14 protein-coding genes are annotated in these 15,300 nt (G+C 74.6%); 5 read left to right on the forward strand and 9 right to left on the reverse strand.

Annotated features, from left to right (window positions below; translation table 11 throughout):
• Positions 1–175: 175 nt before the first annotated feature.
• Both ACZ5GH_RS31080 and ACZ5GH_RS31085 read right to left on the reverse strand, forming a co-directional pair.
• Complete coding sequence (locus ACZ5GH_RS31080; RefSeq protein ID WP_387760568.1) at positions 176–550, reverse strand: aggregation-promoting factor C-terminal-like domain-containing protein; 375 nt, start codon at positions 548–550, stop codon at positions 176–178.
• Between the two features lie 867 nt (positions 551–1,417).
• Entirely contained in the window at positions 1,418–2,998 is a 1,581-nt protein-coding gene (locus ACZ5GH_RS31085) for a carboxyl transferase domain-containing protein (protein WP_464335936.1), read from the reverse strand.
• Between the two features lie 434 nt (positions 2,999–3,432).
• Here ACZ5GH_RS31085 and ACZ5GH_RS31090 point away from each other — a divergent pair, with 434 nt between their 5' ends.
• Complete coding sequence (locus ACZ5GH_RS31090) at positions 3,433–3,957, forward strand: universal stress protein (RefSeq protein WP_464335937.1); 525 nt, start codon at positions 3,433–3,435, stop codon at positions 3,955–3,957.
• A gap of 29 nt (positions 3,958–3,986) precedes the next feature.
• On the opposite strand, the gene ACZ5GH_RS31095 is transcribed toward ACZ5GH_RS31090, so the two are convergent.
• Together ACZ5GH_RS31095 and ACZ5GH_RS31100 are read right to left on the reverse strand one after the other, a co-directional pair.
• Entirely contained in the window at positions 3,987–4,724 is a 738-nt protein-coding gene (locus ACZ5GH_RS31095; RefSeq protein ID WP_464335938.1) for an alpha/beta hydrolase family protein, read from the reverse strand.
• A 309-nt stretch (positions 4,725–5,033) separates the two neighbouring features.
• On the reverse strand, positions 5,034–5,840 hold the full coding sequence (locus tag ACZ5GH_RS31100; protein WP_387760572.1) for an IclR family transcriptional regulator: 807 nt from the start codon (positions 5,838–5,840) through the stop codon (positions 5,034–5,036).
• Positions 5,841–6,168: 328 nt separating this feature from the next.
• Between ACZ5GH_RS31100 and ACZ5GH_RS31105 the strand changes: the two genes are divergently transcribed.
• Genes ACZ5GH_RS31105 through ACZ5GH_RS31115 form a run of 3 tightly spaced genes read left to right on the forward strand, consistent with a single transcriptional unit; the run spans position 6,169 to position 9,439 of the window.
• Positions 6,169–7,479, forward strand: coding sequence for an extracellular solute-binding protein (locus ACZ5GH_RS31105; RefSeq protein WP_387760573.1), 1,311 nt, complete (start codon positions 6,169–6,171; stop codon positions 7,477–7,479).
• Between the two features lie 26 nt (positions 7,480–7,505).
• The gene (locus tag ACZ5GH_RS31110) at positions 7,506–8,483 is read left to right on the forward strand and encodes a carbohydrate ABC transporter permease (protein ID WP_401115933.1); all 978 of its coding nucleotides are present in this window, start codon (positions 7,506–7,508) and stop codon (positions 8,481–8,483) included.
• A 20-nt stretch (positions 8,484–8,503) separates the two neighbouring features.
• Positions 8,504–9,439, forward strand: coding sequence for a carbohydrate ABC transporter permease (locus ACZ5GH_RS31115; protein ID WP_464335939.1), 936 nt, complete (start codon positions 8,504–8,506; stop codon positions 9,437–9,439).
• 102 nt (positions 9,440–9,541) lie between these two features.
• Here the strand turns inward: ACZ5GH_RS31115 and ACZ5GH_RS31120 are convergent, their stop codons facing one another.
• The 3 genes from ACZ5GH_RS31120 to ACZ5GH_RS31130 all read right to left on the reverse strand — a co-directional run bounded on the left by ACZ5GH_RS31120 (position 9,542) and on the right by ACZ5GH_RS31130 (position 11,879).
• Complete coding sequence (locus ACZ5GH_RS31120) at positions 9,542–10,153, reverse strand: DUF7691 family protein (protein ID WP_387760576.1); 612 nt, start codon at positions 10,151–10,153, stop codon at positions 9,542–9,544.
• Positions 10,154–10,310: 157 nt separating this feature from the next.
• Positions 10,311–11,075, reverse strand: coding sequence for a VOC family protein (locus ACZ5GH_RS31125; protein ID WP_387760577.1), 765 nt, complete (start codon positions 11,073–11,075; stop codon positions 10,311–10,313).
• 162 nt (positions 11,076–11,237) lie between these two features.
• Complete coding sequence (locus ACZ5GH_RS31130) at positions 11,238–11,879, reverse strand: alpha-ketoglutarate-dependent dioxygenase AlkB (protein ID WP_464335940.1); 642 nt, start codon at positions 11,877–11,879, stop codon at positions 11,238–11,240.
• A gap of 206 nt (positions 11,880–12,085) precedes the next feature.
• Between ACZ5GH_RS31130 and ACZ5GH_RS31135 the strand changes: the two genes are divergently transcribed.
• Entirely contained in the window at positions 12,086–12,604 is a 519-nt protein-coding gene (locus tag ACZ5GH_RS31135; RefSeq protein ID WP_464335941.1) for a universal stress protein, read from the forward strand.
• Positions 12,605–12,611: 7 nt separating this feature from the next.
• On the opposite strand, the gene ACZ5GH_RS31140 is transcribed toward ACZ5GH_RS31135, so the two are convergent.
• Both ACZ5GH_RS31140 and ACZ5GH_RS31145 read right to left on the reverse strand, forming a co-directional pair.
• Positions 12,612–14,231, reverse strand: coding sequence for an amidohydrolase (locus ACZ5GH_RS31140; protein WP_464335942.1), 1,620 nt, complete (start codon positions 14,229–14,231; stop codon positions 12,612–12,614).
• Positions 14,228–15,070: a PaaX family transcriptional regulator gene (locus ACZ5GH_RS31145; RefSeq protein ID WP_464335943.1), complete on the reverse strand. Its 843-nt coding sequence runs from the start codon at positions 15,068–15,070 to the stop codon at positions 14,228–14,230. The genes ACZ5GH_RS31140 and ACZ5GH_RS31145 overlap by 4 nt, the downstream gene beginning before the upstream one ends.
• Positions 15,071–15,300 lie beyond the last annotated feature (230 nt).

The following is a 15,300-nucleotide window of genomic DNA, read 5'->3' on the forward strand; positions in this document are numbered from 1 at the left end:
GTCGACGACCAGGAGACCACGAGCCGGGCCGCCGGAGAACCGCGAGAGGGCCCGGACCACGCGGGTCGCGCGGGTCCGGGCCCTCTCGGGCACCCCGGTGGTCCCTGTCCGACCCCCGGGGTGTGGGGGGAGTGGTCAGGTGACGGGAGGAGGCAGGTGAGCCGACGGGGCCGGCTTAGTACCAGTGGTTGGCCTGCCAGAAGGCCCAGGCGGCGTTCGGGCTGCCGTAGCGGGTGTTCATGTAGTCCAGCGCCCACTTGATCTGGGTGGCGGCGTTGGTCTTCCAGTCCGCACCCGCCGAGGCCATCTTGGAGCCCGGCAGCGCCTGGGCCAGGCCGTACGCGCCCGAGCTCGGGTTGGTCGCGGTCACGTTCCAGCTGGACTCGTGGGCGATGATCTGGCTGAAGGACGACAGCTGGTTGGCCGGGACGATCTGGGCGGCGACGGCCTGCGGGGAGGCGGTGGCGGCGTTCGCGGTGGCGGGCAGGACACCCGCGCCCAGGGCGGTCAGACCGGCGGTGCCGGCGAGAATCGCGGCGGAAGTGCGCATACGGAGCTTGAAAGCGGGCATGAAGAACAAGACCTCAATCAGGTTGGGCCGGGTCACACCCCGCCCTGGACCACGGCCGGACAGGGGCCGGAACGGTCGCGGGGCGTGACTCGGCAGCAAGCCGTTCACCGGCGGGACAGGAGCCGGTGCGGCTGACGACGGAAGCCATTGTTGGCAGACCGGATCGGCCGTCGCCAAGACCCCCTCGTTACGACCCGCGGTCGTACGCGGCGGGGCGCCGTGGATTCGAAGGGCCGGTTGCGCGGAGCGCGCCGACCGGCGCTGAGCTGCGCGAACGCGAGGAGTGCGGGAACGGGTCGGGTGTTCGGCGGGTGTCTACTACGGTCCGTCGTTGGGCTTGATCACGTGTGAGCGCACTCACCGCCCGGGGGTAGGCGGCCGTCACTCGGCGACCCGGGGGCGGCACTTTGGGTGCAGGGGATCAAGCCCGCGCTGAGACCGGCGCCACACTTCGCGCTCTGACCGTCGCGGCCGGCCTCGCGGCCGCCGCCGTCCTCGCCCTCACCGGCGCCACCGCCGCGTCGGCCGTCGACTGACCGGGCCCCACCCCCGGCGCGAACGTCACGGCCAACGGGTGGCCGTAACCCGGCCCGGGCAGCGGCGCGGAGCCCGGGCCGTCGGCTGACCGCACGCTGGGGCAGCCGTCGCCGGATGGCACCGACCGGGCCCGCCGCCGAGTGGCCGTGAAGACGAGAAGAGGCGCCCGTCCGGACACGTCCGGACGGGCGCCTCGCCGTTCTGCCCGGGAGGAACCGGGCTCCTTCTCAGATCCGGCAGCGGGCGGACCGTGCTTGCGGCCCGGCGGTCGAAGGCGGGCAGGCGCCGATCCGATGGTCGGGGAAGCGGCTAGCGCAGGTCGCCCAGCCGCCGGTGCCGGACGGCCCGGGCCGTGAGCCGGTCCGCTTCGGTGGCCGCCGCCAGGGTGTCGAGCGCCGCGCCGACGGCCTGCCCGAGCCGGGTGCAGAAGGCCTCCGGCTCCTCTGCGGCGTCCGGCAGCTCCGGGACCACCTCGTCGACCAGCCCGACCTCCGCCAGGTGGTGCGCCCCGATCCCCTGGGAGCGGGCCAGCTCGGCGGCGTGGGCGCCGTCCCGGTGGACGATCGCCGAGGCGCCCTCCGGCGGCAGCGGCGCCAGCCAGGCGTGCTCGGCGGCGATCACCCGGTCCGCCGGTAGCAGCGCGAGCGCCCCGCCGCCCGAACCCTGGCCGAGCAGCACGGCCAGGACGGGCGTGCGCAGGGCGAGCAGGGTGGTCAGGCAGTGCGCGATCTCCACCGCGATGCCGTCCAGCTCGGCCTGGGCGGACAGCTCGGCGCCGGCCGTGTCCACCACGGTGACCAGCGGCAGCCCGAGCTGTTCGGCCCACCGCGCGGTGCGCCGTACGGCCCGCAGGTCGGCGGCGGTGAAGGGGCGCTCGTGGTCGGGGGTCCGCCGCTGCTGCCCGACGACCAGGACGGGCCGGCCGCCGAGCAGGGCCAGCGCCCGGACCAGTGCGCCGGCGCGTCCGCCGGGGGCGTCCAGCAGCACCAGTTCCTCGGCGGTGTGCCGCAGCAGCTCGCGGGTGCCGGGGCGGTCGGGGCGCCGGGTGCGGCGGACGGAGTCCCAGGCGTCGGGGCGCTCGGGGCCGGCCGGAGCGGTCGCGGGAGCGGGGGAAGTGGAAGGGGCCGGAGGACCGGAAGGGGATGGAGGAGTGGAAGGGGATGGAGGAGCGGAAGGGTCTGGAGCAGCGGAACGGGACGGCGGTGCGGCGGTGAGGACGGCGAGCGTGCGGCGGAGCAGCTCGCGCAGCTCCTGCGGCGGGACGACGGCGTCCACCAGCCCCTGCCCGGCGAGCGTTTCGGCCCGCTGGACGTCCGGCGGCAGCTCCACGCCGCGCAGCTCCTCGTACACGCGCGGGCCGAGGAAGCCGAGCCGGGCGCCCGGCTCGGCGAGGACCAGCTGGCCGAGCGTGCCCCAGGAGGCGAAGACCCCGCCCATGGTGGGGTTGCGCAGGTAGGTGAGGTAGGGGAGGCCGGCGGCGCGGTGCGCCTGGACGGCGGCGGTGATCCGCAGCATGCAGAGGAAGGCCGCCGAGCCCTCCTGCATCCGTGTCCCGCCGGAGACCGGCAGGGCGAGCAGCGGCAGCCGCTCGGCGGTGGCGCGCTCGACGGCGCGGGTGATCCGCTCGGCGGTGGCGACGCCGATCGAGCCGCCGAGGAAGCCGAACTCGGAGGCGACCAGGGCGACCGGGCGGCCGTCGATCAGGCCCGCGCCGGTGAGGACGGCCTCGTCCAGGCCGGTGCGCTCGCGGGCGCGGTCGAGCGAGGCGCGGTAGTCGGGGTCGGTCCGGTCGACGGCCGGCGGCTCGTCCCAGCCGCGGAAGCCGCCCGGGTCGACCAGCAGGCCGATCAACTGGTGGGCCGTCAGTGCCGTGCCCGAGCCCGTACCCATGCCCACCCCGTCAGAGATCGTTCCGGTCCGCGTCCGCCGTGATCCGCCGCGCGACGCGGCGCTCTGTCCGGCACTCTATGCGGCACGGTTCGGGCGGGACAGCTCCGGCATGAGTTCGATGACGGTCGATCCCTGTGCCGGACATGCGGTCCGTGGGCTTCCTGTGGACGCCGGGCGCGCGTCGCCCGCGTCGCCCGCGTCGCCCGTACGACGTCAGGGACGCGTACGGAAGCACGGGCCCCGCGTCAGAGCGGCGTCAACGGGGCGGGACCGCAGGGGCGCGGACCGCTTTGCTGAGGTGCATCGGCGGAACGCCGTCCGGTGCGCCGGCACGAGCGCCTTCGGGCGTACGGGCCTTCGGGCGTATGGGCCTTCGGGCACACGGCACACGGGCACGCAGGCGCGTGGGCGGGCGGAGAGGCAGGGGCGGGGCCATGACGGACAGTGGTGCGGGACAGGGCCGGATCGTGGTCGGCGTCAGCGGCTCGCTGGGCAGCCTCACCGCACTGCACCGCGCGGTGGCCGAAGCCCGCCGGACGGAAGTCGAGGTGCTCGCGGTGCTCTGCTGGACCCCGCCCGGAGACGAGCTCGGCTACCGCCGCACCCCCTGCCCGCCGGTGGTCGACGCCGGTCGCAACGCCGCCGTGGCCCGGCTGCGGCGGGCCCTCGACGAGGCCTTCGCCGGACGCCACGCGGGCGTCCGGCTGCGCTGTCAGGCCGTCCGCGGCGACACCGGCCACACCCTGGTGCGGTGCGCCGACCGGCCCGGGGACCTGCTCGTGCTCGGCGCCGGACGGGAACGCGGCCGCCTGGCCCGACTGGTGCACCCGTCCGTCACCGCCTACTGCGTCCGGCACGCCACCTGCCCGGTCCTGGCCGTCCCGCGCCCCCCGCTGCAGCGCGACCTGGAGGCGCTGGAGCACGGCCACGGGCTGTGGGAGCCGGCGGGCGGTCGCTAGGACCGCAGTCGCCACAACCGCAACGGTGCTCAGGACGGCAGCCCGGCCGCCTCGGCGAGGACGGCGGCGGTCCGTCGGCCGGCGGCCAGGGTGGCGGGGTCCGTGGCCGGGAGGCAGCGGCGGGCCTCGGGGCGGTAGACGGTCATCACCACACCGGCGTGGTCGGTGGGGAGTTCGAGGGTGCGTACCGCCGACATCTGCCTTGTCAGAACAGCGCTCAACTGCCGGGTGTGCTCGACGGCCACGACGTCGTCCGCCGTGCCGTGGACCAGCCGGAGCGGGACGGGGGAGGGGGCCTGCGCCAGGTGGTCGAGCGGGGCCCCGCCGGTGGTGACGGCCCTGGTCGAGTAGGGGGACGCGATGCCGACGGCGGCGGTGGGGCGCAGCTCGGCGGGGGTGTCCGGGTGGGTGGCCACGGCGATCGCCTCGCGGCCGCCCATCGACCAGCCGGCCAGGACGAAGCGGTCCGGGTCCCCGCCGTGCTCGGCGGCGATCCCGCGGGCGCGGGCCAGCGAGGCGAGCAGTTCGGCCCCGCCGCCGTCCGGCTGCTCGGCGCTCCAGTCCGGGACGAGCACCAGCAGTCCCAGCCCGGCGGCCTCCTGGGCCAGCGGCCGCAGCACGTCGCGCTCGTTCGGGCCGCTGCCGTGCCAGAGCAGCACCACGGGGGCCGGCCCGACGGCGTCGGCGACCGGACGGTGGACGTCCATCAGCCGCCCGGCCGCGTACGGGACGACGGCCGGACCGGCCTCCGGCCGAGCGTTCGTCATGCGGGCTTCCCCTCCGGTTCGGCGAATGATCACGGAGCTGGTACTGTACTTCTCGTCGCGAGGGAGTGATTCCTCGTCAGGCGTCAGTGGTGCTACCAGAGCACGTCCTACTTTCAGTAGGAAGAGTCCGTGCGACCCGGGCCTGGCGCTCCGAGATCGGACAGGGTCCGGTGCCGTGGAAACGGCGCCGGGCCCTGTCCGCGTTTCCGGGAGCGGGACGACGGCCCCGGAACCCGGGAGACCGCCGGGCGCTCAGGGCACCGGGCGGTCGGGAGGCCCCGAGGGACGCCCGGAGGAAACACCGGGCGCTCAGGACACCGGGCGGTCGGAGCCCAGTTCCCGCGAGATCCGCAGGCCGACCTGGGCGACCACCGGGCCGAGGGCGCGGACCCGGGCGGCGGTCATCCGCGAGGTGAGGCCGGAGACGGACAGCGCGGCGGTGACCTCGCCGGTGTGGTCGAAGATCGGGGCGGCGACGCAGCGGACCTCGGGCTCGTTCTCGCGGTCGTCGATCGAGTACCCGCGGGCGCGGATGCGGGCGAGGTCGGCGCGGAGCCGGGGCTCGTCGGCGATGGTCCAGGCGGTCACCGGGCGCAGGCCGGCCGCGACCACCTCGGCGACGGCCTCCTCGGGCAGCCAGGCGAGGATCGCCTTTCCGGTCGCGGTGCAGTAGGCCGGGGCGCGGCTGCCGACCCGGGAGGCCATCCGGACGTTGGTCTCGTCCTCGACCTTGTCCAGGTAGACGATCCCCGGCGCCTGCCAGACGGTCAGGTGGACGGTCTCGCCCGCCTCGCGCTGGAGCCGGCGCAGGTGTTCGGCGGCGACGCTGCGCAGGTCGAGGGTGGTCAGGTAGGCCTGGCCGAGCCGCAGCGAGCCGTGGCCGAGCCGGAACCAGCCGGTCTCGCGGTCCCGGTCGAGCAGGTGCTCGTCCAGCAGGGGGCCGGCCAGCCGCAGCACCGTGCTCTTGTTGAGGCCGAGCCCGTCGGCGAGTTGGGCGAGCGGGACGCCGCGCCCGTCGCCGTGGTCGCGGACGTAGCCGAGGACGGCGAGCGCGCGGCGCAGCGAGGAGGACTGGTTGCGTTCGGTCGCGGGCTTCTTGGGCGCCGTCTCCGTCATGGGTCCGTTCCCCTGGTGATCGTTCTGCCGGTGTTCCCCCGCTGGTCGGCGGCGGTTGTCAGAACGTACCCGTTCGCGGCCGGACAGCCGCATCTTCGATACAACGTTGTGCAGTGCAAAACTTTGGCCAACTCCCTCTTGTTGGCGCCGATCGCGCCCGCCTAACGTCCCTGCCATCGAGCAGGCGACGTCGCCCCACCCGAGCGCTGCGCCCTGCCGTACCCCCACCACTTCACCCACCATCGGCCCCGGTCAGGGCCTGCTTCGACGTGCCCGTCCCCAGCGGCGGACGTCTCGGCGGCAGCTGTCGGGAGGGGAGGTCTCCACCATGCGACTCATCGGACGGTCCGCCGCGGCCGTCGTGCTCGCCGCCGGCTGCCTGGCCGCCACCGCCTGTGCCCCCGGCACCGCCTCGCCGGCGGGCGACAAGGCCGCCGACGACCGGACCGGCACCCTGCAGGTCTGGCTGTACAACGAGGCGGGCAACGCGGCCAAGGAGGCCGTGATCGCCAAGGCGGTGACCGAGTTCCAGTCCTCCCACCAGGGCGTCACCGTCAACGTCAGCTACATCGACACCGACGCCTCGGCCCGCGCGGCGAAGATGAAGGGCGCGTTCAACGACCCGAACAGCGCCCCCGACCTGGTCGAGTTCGGCAACACCGACCTGCCCGGCTACGTCGCCGCCGGCGGCCTCGCCGACATCACCGCCGAGCTGGACAAGTGGCAGGACAAGGGCGACCTCGACCCGGCGATCGCCAGGACCGCCGTCGTCGACGGCAAGACCTACGGCCTGCCCTGGTGGGTCGGCGTGCGCGCGCTGTACTACCGCACCGACCTGTTCACCGAGGCCGGCCTCACCCCGCCGACCTCGTACGCCGAACTGGTCGCCGCCAACCAGAGGATCCACGCCGCCCACCCGGACACCTTCGGCATCGCCGTCGGCGGCAAGTACACCTTCGCCGCACTGCCCTTCGTCTGGGACGCGGGCGGCGACATCGCCACCAAGGACGGCTCCTCGTTCAAGGCCGCGATCGACTCGCCCGCCTCGCAGGCCGGGATCAAGCGCTACACCGACCTGTTCGGTGCCGACGGCTGCCCCGCCCAGCAGTGCGCGGACCTGACCGGCGGCAAGACCGTCGACCTGTTCGCGGCCGGCAAGTCGGCGATGGCGGTGCTGCTGAACTCCAACCGCGGCAAGGTGGAGGCGGGCGCGGTCAAGGGCAGGTACGGCGTGGTGCCGCTGCCCGGCGAGAAGCCCGGCTCGATCGCCCCGGCCTTCGCCGGCGGCAACAACCTGGGCGTGATGAAGGCGGCCAAGCACCGCACGCTGGCCGTCGAGTTCGCCGAGCTGCTGGCGGGCCCCACGTACCAGGAGCAGATGTACGACGCGATGGGGAACCTGCCGACGCTCAAGTCCGTCAGCGGCAAGGTCGCGGCGAAGGACGCGTTCCTGAAGCCCTTCACCGACACCATCGCGGCCGGCACCAGGTTCGTCCCGCTCGACCAGGCGTGGGCGCAGATCGACGCCCAGGCGGTGATCCCGACGATGCTCCAGCAGGTCGTCACCGGCAAGGCGGACGTGGCCAAGGCCTCGGCCGACGCCGCCGCGCAGGTCTCCTCGGCCTTCGCCGCGCGCTGACGCCCGACAGAGAGACAGGTCCGCACGTGTCCGTATCCACCCCGACCGCCCCGGCGCCGCCTTCCCCGCAGAGGCGCCGAGGGGGCAGGGCGCCGGCCGCACCCCCGGGCGGTCGGCGCCGGCGGCCCCCGCTGCTGCTGCTCCTTCCGGCCGCGGTCGTCCTGATCCCGCTGGTCGCCTACCCGATCTACCAGCTCGGCCTGCTGTCCGTCCTGGACTTCGGGCAGGCCCAGGCCTCCGGCGGAGTCCCGACCTCCTTCGTCGGCTTCGGCAACTACACGAGGATCCTCGAGGACGAGCAGTTCTGGACGGTGCTGTTCCAGACCATCGGCTTCGCCGCGTTCTGCGTGGTCGCCACCCTGGCCGTCGGCGCCGCCCTCGCGGTGCTGCTCACCAAGGTCGGCCGGTGGCCGCGGCTGGTGCTGACCACCGCGGCGATGGCCGCCTGGGCGGCGCCGGCGATGACCGGTTCGACGGTGTGGAGCTTCCTGTTCGACACCAACCTCGGCCTGGTCAACCACACCCTGGAGGGGCTCGGGCTATCCGGCTTCCACGAGTTCAACTGGTTCTACGACAAGTGGACGGCGTTCCTGATCGTCGGCGCCGTGGTGGTGTGGCACTCCTACCCGTTCGTGATGGTCACCCTCTACGCGGGCATCCGGGCCATCCCGGAGGAGATCATGGAGGCCGCCGCCCTGGACGGCGCCAACACCTGGACCACCTTCCGCCGGATCACCGCGCCGATGCTGCGCCCGATCCTGACCATCGTGGTGATCCAGTCGGTGATCTGGGACTTCAAGGTCTTCACCCAGATCTACGTGATGACCGAGGGCGGCGGCATCGCCGGCCAGAACCTGGTGCTCAACGTGTACGCGTACCAGAAGGCGTTCGCCTCCTCGCAGTACGGGCTGGGCGCGGCGATCGGCGTGATCATGCTGCTGATCCTGGTGATCCCGACGGTCCTGTACATCCGCACCCTGCGACGGACGGGGAACGAACTGTGAGCCCGGTGAACTCCCTTGCCGTGGAACCGACTCGGGATTCCGACGGCCCCCGGGCCGGTGGCGGCCGAACCGGTCGCGGCCGGCCCGGCGGCCGGGGCGACCGCGGCCGGAACACCCGGGGCCGGTGGCGGCTGGCCGCCAACACCGGTGCGGTCCTGCTGGGCGTGGTCACCGCCTTCCCGATCTTCTGGATGGTGCTCTCGGCCTTCAAGCCCAAGGGCGAGATCCAGTCGCTCGACCCCAGGCCGTGGACCGCCCACCCCACGCTGGAGAGCTTCCGCCAGGTGCTCAGCGTGGACGGCTTCAGCCGCTACTTCGTGAACAGCCTGGTGGTCGCGCTGTCGGTGGTGGTGCTGTCGGCGGTCGTGGTCTTCCTGGCGGCGGTGGCCGTGACCAGGTTCCGGTTCCGGTTCCGCACCACCATCATGGTGATGTTCCTGATCGCCCAGATGATCCCGGTCGAGGCGCTGACCATCCCGCTGTTCTTCATGTTCCGCGACGCCGGCCGGTTCGCGCCGGGCATCGGGCTGAACACCCTGGCCTCGCTGGTCCTGGTGCAGCTGGCGTTCTCGCTGCCGTTCGGGATCTGGATGATGCGCGGCTTCGTCGCGGCCGTCCCGGTGTCGATCGAGGAGGCCGCGCAGATCGACGGGGCCGGCCGGACCCGCATCCTGTGGCGGATCCTGCTGCCGCTGGTGGCCCCGGGCCTGGCCGCGACCAGCGTGTTCTCCTTCATCGCGGCGTGGAACGACTTCGTCTTCGCCAAGACCTTCATCATCAGCGCCACCCAGAACCAGACGCTGCCCTCGGCGCTGCTGGTCTTCTTCAAGCCGGACGAGAACGACTGGGGCGGCATCATGGCGGCGTCCACGCTGATGACCGTGCCGGTGCTGATCTTCTTCATCGCGGTGCAGCGCAAGCTGGTCTCCGGGTTGGCGGGCGCGGTGAAGGACTGACCTCCGCCGCCCGCCGGGCCGCCCGGGAGTCCCGCTGCCGGGCCGGGACTCCCGGGACCGGCCTGGGCCGCCCGGCCCCGGGCGGCCCAGGCCCAGGGTGGCTCAGGAGACGAAGCCGACGACGTCGCCGCCCTGCCGGCTCCGGGCGAGCCGGAGCCAGCCGACGACCTCGGCGACGGCCTCGGCCACCTCGCGCTCCGGCGCCGGGGGACGACCCTCGCGCTCGGCCCGTTCGAACTGCGCCAGGGCCCGCCGGCAGTCCTCGGCCGACCAGGTGGCGCAGGACGGCACGTCGCAGTGGGGCAGTTCGGCGGGGAGGCCGCCGCCGTACTGGAAGTCCGCGACCGAGACCGCGGTGATCCCGTACGCCTTCAGGCCGTCGTCGACGACCTCCAGCCAGGTGCCCCGGAACGGGCCGAAGGAGTCGACCTCCAGCGGTTGCCCGACCAGCCAGCACAGCCGCCGGTAGGCGTAGCCGTACTGGAAGGCGTGGCCCTCGTCCCCGGAGAAGGGGCCGCCGTGCACCACGGCGCGCAGCGCCGCCAGGGCGGTCGGAGCGCCCTGCGCGATCTCGTCGGCGAAGTGCTCGTCGGACCGGTCCAGGGACGGGCCGAAGTACGCGAGGGCCTCGTCGACCGCCCCGTCGTTGCCGCTGCCGACGCGGCGCCGGAGCTCCGCGGGGTCGACCAGGTACGCGCGCAGGAAGGAACTCATGCCAGCACGGTAGCGGTCGCAACGGACAGCCGGACGGGCGGGGCCGATCGCCCCGTGCGGTGCCGGTGCGGGGCGAACGGACTTTCCGGGCAAGCAAATTGACTGACCGGAAGGGGTGGCCGCGCCCGGCACGCGGGCGTGCGGGCGCGGTCCGGGTTCAGGCCGCCGCCGCGGCGTCCCGGGCCGGGACGGCGACCAGCACGAACTCCGCGCCGGCGTCGTCCCGGACCAGCGCGGTACGGCCGAACGGCGCCGGCGCCGGCCCGGTGACGACGGTGCCGCCGAGGGCGCGCAGCCGGTCGGCCGTGCGGTCGGTGTCCTCGGTCGCGAAGTGGACCAGCCAGCGCGCGCCCGTACCCGTGGCCGGGTCGGCGGGGCCGATGCTGCACGCGGGCAGTCCGGCCACCCGGGCGAGGGCGTGGCCCGCCCGCGGCCGGTCGTAGCCGTAGCCGAAGACCCGGTGGTAGAAAGCCCGCGCGGCGTCCGGGTCGGGGGAGAGGTGTTCGTTCCAGGCGAGCACGCCCGGCTCGTCGACCAGGCCGGCGCCGTCGATGGTGCCGGCCTGCCAGAGCCCGAAGCGGGCGCCGAGCGGGTCCACGGCGAGGGCGGCGCGGCCCTGCTCGGGCACCTCGTACGGCTCCCGGGCGAGGCGGCCGCCGGCGGCCCGGACGGCGGTGAGGGTGCGAGCCGGGTCGGGGCAGGCGAGGAAGGTGGTCCAGGCGGCGGGCGGGTCGGTCGGCCGGGCCCGTACGACGCCCGCGACCTGGGCGCCGTACCGGGTGGCCACCGCCTCGGCGGGGCCGGTCGGGACGAACTCCCAGTCGAACAGCGCACCGTAGAAGGCCTGCGCCCGTGCGGTGTCCGGCGTCGTGAGCACGACCCAGCACGGGACTCCGGCGTGGTAGACGCCCGGCTTCGGCATGCGGCCTCCTGACGAGCCCGGTGGCCGGTGCCCGGCGGTCGGTTCCGGGCGGTCGATGCCCGGCGTTCGGGTCCGGATGTTCGGCGCCCGGTGGCTGTGGGGTTCGTGCCACCGGCCCACTCGCCAGCCTCCGTGCCCGGCGGGTGCACGGCAAGCCGGGGGTCAGGACACCCCCTGCGGCCGGAACTGGATGCTGATCCGCGGGCCCACCGGGCGGGCCGTCTTGGGGATCGCGTGCTCCCAGGTGCGCTGGCAGGAGCCGCCCATCACCACCAGGTCCCCGTGGCCGAGCGGGTGGCGGACGACCGTCGCGCCGCCGGACCGGGGCCGCAGCGCGAGGGTGCGCGGCTCGCCGACGGAGAGGATCGCCACCATGGTGTCCTCGCGGGCGCCGCGCCCGATCCGGTCGCCGTGCCAGGCCACGCTGTCCCGGCCGTCCCGGTAGTAGCAGAGGCCGAGGGTACGGAACGGCTCGCCCAGTTCCTGGGCGTAGTGCCGGCTCAGCGCGGCCCGGGCCAGGCCCAGCACCGGGTGCGGCGGCTCGGCCTGCGCCGGGTAGGAGGCCAGCAGGCGCGGGACGTCGACCGTCCGCTCGTACATCTCGCGGCGCTCGGCCCGCCAGGGCACGGTGGCGGCCAGCTGTTCGAACAACTCGTCCGCCCCGTGTAGCCAGCCCGGGAGCACGTCCAGCCAGGCGCCGTCGCCGAGCGGCTGCCGCCGCAGGCCGTCGAGCGGGCCGAGGCGGATGCCGACGCGGTCCGCGTCGTCGAACAGCGAGGGCTGGAGGTGGACGGTGCCGTGCATGGGACCAGCCTACGCCTTCGTTCGAACACCTGCTCGAACAAGGGGTGGCCGACGTCGAAGGTCGCCCGGCGGTGGGGCCGGGGCATGGATATGCCGGGCGATGCAAGGCCGAATTCAGTGAATGCCTTCGATTTGCAGGCCTAATGGGGATAGTGGCAACCTAATCGCAGACATCAAAGAGCTTTGGCATCGGAAAGTGAAGGATCATGTCGGACGGCGCCCGCGTCATCGTCGGAGTCAGCGGATCACTGCACAGCCTGACCGCCCTGCACCGGGCGGCCGAGGAGGCCCGGGTCCGGCAGGCCGTCCTGGTCCCGGTGCTCGCCTGGACGCCGGTCGGCGGCGAGCGCAACTACCGCGCCCGGCCGTGCCCGCCGCTGCTGCGCGCCTGGCAGGAACTCGCCGAGGCGCGGATGGAGAGCGCGCTGGAGCAGGCCTTCGGCGGCCTGCCGATCGGCGTGGCGGTGCGGCCGCTGGTCGTCCGCGGCGAGGCGGCGGCGGTGCTGACCGGGCTCGCCGACCGCCCCGGCGACCTGCTGGTGGTCAGCACCGGGGAGCAGGGCGGTGTCCGCGCCAGGGTGCGCGGGCTGGCGCGCCGCTCGGTCACCCGGCACTGCCTGAACCGGGCCCGCTGCGGGGTGCTCGTCGTCCCGCCGTCCACCCTGCACGAGGACCTGCGCGCGCTGCACCGCGGCATCGACCTGCGGGAGCTCGCCACGGCCTGACGGGCCGTCACATGCGGTGCACCATGCGCCCGTCGACCACCGTCAGGGTGGGCCGCAGCTCGCGCAGCGCGTCCACCGGGCAGTCCAGCGGATCGACCGGCCACAGCGTGAGGTCGGCGAACGTCCCCGGCCGCAGGCTGCCGCGCAGCGCGCTCTCGCCGGTCAGCCGGGCCGCGTTCACGGTGTGCAGCGCGACCGCCTCGGCCCGGCCGATCGCGTGCTCCGGCCCGACCACCCCGGCCGTGGTGCCCCGGGTGGTCATGCCCCACACCGACACCATCGCGCCGTACGGGCCGACCGGGAAGTCCGAGCCGCCGGTGATCAGCGCGCCCTCGTCCAGCCACTCGCGCAGCGGGAAGAGCGCGGCGGTGCGCTCCTCGCCCCAGGCCCGCTGCTGGGTGAGCGCGCCGTCGTGCAGCAGCGGGTGCTGGACCGTCACCGGGATGCCGAGCGCGATCGCCCGGGCCCGCTGCCCCGGGCGGGCCAGGCCGCCGTGCTCGACCACCAGCGTGCCGGGCGGCAGGCCCGGGCGGCGCTTCAGCAACTGCTCGAAGACGTCCAGCAGCACTCGCAGCCCGCGGTCGCCCCAGGCGTGCACCCCGACCCGCCAGCCGCGCTCCACCACCCGGTCCACCGCCGCGAGCAGCTCGACCGGCTCCCAGAGCAACCGGCCGTGGTAGCAGGGCTGCCCCTGGTACGGCTCCTCCACCGCGGCCGCCTCGAAGCCGCCGTCGATGCCGAACTTGACGCCCCAGAGCCGCAGCCGGTCGTCGTCCCGGCCGGCGGCGCGCCAGTCGTCCATCCGGTCCAGCAGCGCGTCCACCTGCTCCGGCGTGCGGGCGGCGAAGCCGGAGACCAGCGCCCGGACCCGGACGGCCAGGGCGCCCTCGGCCCGGGCGGCGTCCAGCACGTCGAGGTCCTCGACCGGGACCAGGCAGTCGCGGACCGTGCCGATCCCGCAGGCGGCGTAGTCGGCGGAGGCGGCGCGCAGGCCCTCGATCCGCTCGGCGAGGGTGGGGCGCGGCAGCACCCGTTCGACCGGCTCGACCGCCCGGTTGATCAGTCGGCCGGTCAACCGCCCGTGCTCGTCGCGCTCGATCACACCGCCGGGCGGCGCCTCGGTGGACTCGGTGATCCCGGCGAGTCGCAGGGCGGCCGAGTTGAGCACCATGTTGTACGCGCCGCGGCGCACCAGCACCGGGTGCTCGGCGGTAGCCGCGTCCAACTCCGCGGTGGTGGGCATCCGTTGCTCGGCCAGCAGCACCTCCTGCCAGTTGACCGTGGTGCGGATCCACTCCCCGGCGGGGGTGGCGGCGGCGCGCTCGCGGATCAGGCCGAGGAACCCGGCGAGGTCGCGGGCCCGGTGGACCGGCACGCCGTGGACGCTGTGCCCGGCCAGGATCAGATGGGTGTGGGTGTCGTCGAAGGCGGGCAGCACGGTCGAGCCCGCGGCGTCCACCACCTCGGTGGCCGGGCCGATCAGGGCGTCCAGCCCGTCGGGCGCGGCGGAGAGGGCGGTGATCCGGCCACCGGTGACGGCGACCGCCCGGCGGGGCGGCTCGCCGGGCACCAGGGTGTGCACGGCGGCGGCGCGGATCAGCAGGTCGGCGGGGGCGGTGGCGGTCATCGCGGCTCCTCGGGGTGGGGCAGCCCGGTGACCTTCTCGACGTACCGAAGGCTGGGCTCGGCGAGCAGTCCGTGCAACTCGGTGAACACCGCGCGGGCGGGCACCGCGTTCCAGTCGGCGGGCAGCAGCTGGGCGGGCAGCCCGGGGTCCAGGTACGGCAGCCGGCGCCACTGGGTGAGCATCGGCACGTAGTCGCGGAACGCCTCGGCGGGGTCCACCGGCGACCGTCCGCGCAGTTCCTCGGCGGCCGGGCGCCAGGTGTCGGCGAACGCCGCGTACTGTGCCTCGATCGCCGGGAGGTCCCACCAACTCGCCACCGCCGCAAGCGGATCAGCGAAGCCGGCGTACTCGGCGGAGAGGAACAGGTGGACGTAGGCGCTCAGCCCGAGCCGGTCCAGCAGCCGGCGGGCGTCCGGAAGCAGCCGGGCGGGCGCCAGCCAGACCCCGGGGGCGGCGTTGCCGAAGCCGAGCCAGCTCAGCCGGGAGCGCAGCTGGTGGCGGTGGGCGCGGGCGGACTCGGGCACCGAGAAGACCGCCACCACCCAGCCGTCGTCGAGTGCGGCGGGCTCCAGGCTGTGGAAGATCCGTCGGTCGCCCTCCTCGAACACCGGCTCCATCGCCGGGGCCAGCCGGTAGCCGGTCCCCGCGCGGCGCTCCTGGAGCAGGGTGCCGGCCTTCTTCAGCCGGGACGTCGCCGAGCGGACGGCCGGGCCGTCGACGTCCAGCTCGGCCAGCAGGGCGATCAGGTCGGCGATGGATATCCAGCCGCCGAGGCGGCGGACGAACTCGCCGTAGACGGTGTGGATCAGGGAGCTCGGCCGGGGTGTGCTGTCGGACATGCGGGCCCTCCTCCCCGGCGACTGGTGGCGATCATAACGAGAGTGCCGGTCCGGGGGACGCGGATTCCCGCGTTCCCGAGGCGCCCATGGGTCAGGGCCCCACGCGCGGGGCGGGCCGCGCCACGCGTCTGGCAGGCGGCCACGCGCAGGGCGGACCGCTACGCACAGGGCAAGCGGCAGCGTGCAGGGCAGGCTGCAGCGCGCGCAGGGCGGGCCGCAGCGCGTAGGCG

The sequence above is a fragment of the Kitasatospora sp. Xyl93 genome, from assembly GCF_055383135.1.

Coding starts and splice junctions, on each gene's coding strand:
- ACZ5GH_RS31080 (WP_387760568.1), bottom strand. CDS start 550: ATGCGCACTTCCGCCGCGATTCTCGCCGGCACCGCCGGTCTGACCGCC.
- ACZ5GH_RS31085 (WP_464335936.1), bottom strand. CDS start 2,998: ATGGGTACGGGCTCGGGCACGGCACTGACGGCCCACCAGTTGATCGGC.
- ACZ5GH_RS31090 (WP_464335937.1), top strand. CDS start 3,433: ATGACGGACAGTGGTGCGGGACAGGGCCGGATCGTGGTCGGCGTCAGC.
- ACZ5GH_RS31095 (WP_464335938.1), bottom strand. CDS start 4,724: ATGACGAACGCTCGGCCGGAGGCCGGTCCGGCCGTCGTCCCGTACGCG.
- ACZ5GH_RS31100 (WP_387760572.1), bottom strand. CDS start 5,840: ATGACGGAGACGGCGCCCAAGAAGCCCGCGACCGAACGCAACCAGTCC.
- ACZ5GH_RS31105 (WP_387760573.1), top strand. CDS start 6,169: ATGCGACTCATCGGACGGTCCGCCGCGGCCGTCGTGCTCGCCGCCGGC.
- ACZ5GH_RS31120 (WP_387760576.1), bottom strand. CDS start 10,153: ATGAGTTCCTTCCTGCGCGCGTACCTGGTCGACCCCGCGGAGCTCCGG.
- ACZ5GH_RS31125 (WP_387760577.1), bottom strand. CDS start 11,075: ATGCCGAAGCCGGGCGTCTACCACGCCGGAGTCCCGTGCTGGGTCGTG.
- ACZ5GH_RS31130 (WP_464335940.1), bottom strand. CDS start 11,879: ATGCACGGCACCGTCCACCTCCAGCCCTCGCTGTTCGACGACGCGGAC.
- ACZ5GH_RS31135 (WP_464335941.1), top strand. CDS start 12,086: ATGTCGGACGGCGCCCGCGTCATCGTCGGAGTCAGCGGATCACTGCAC.
- ACZ5GH_RS31140 (WP_464335942.1), bottom strand. CDS start 14,231: ATGACCGCCACCGCCCCCGCCGACCTGCTGATCCGCGCCGCCGCCGTG.
- ACZ5GH_RS31145 (WP_464335943.1), bottom strand. CDS start 15,070: ATGTCCGACAGCACACCCCGGCCGAGCTCCCTGATCCACACCGTCTAC.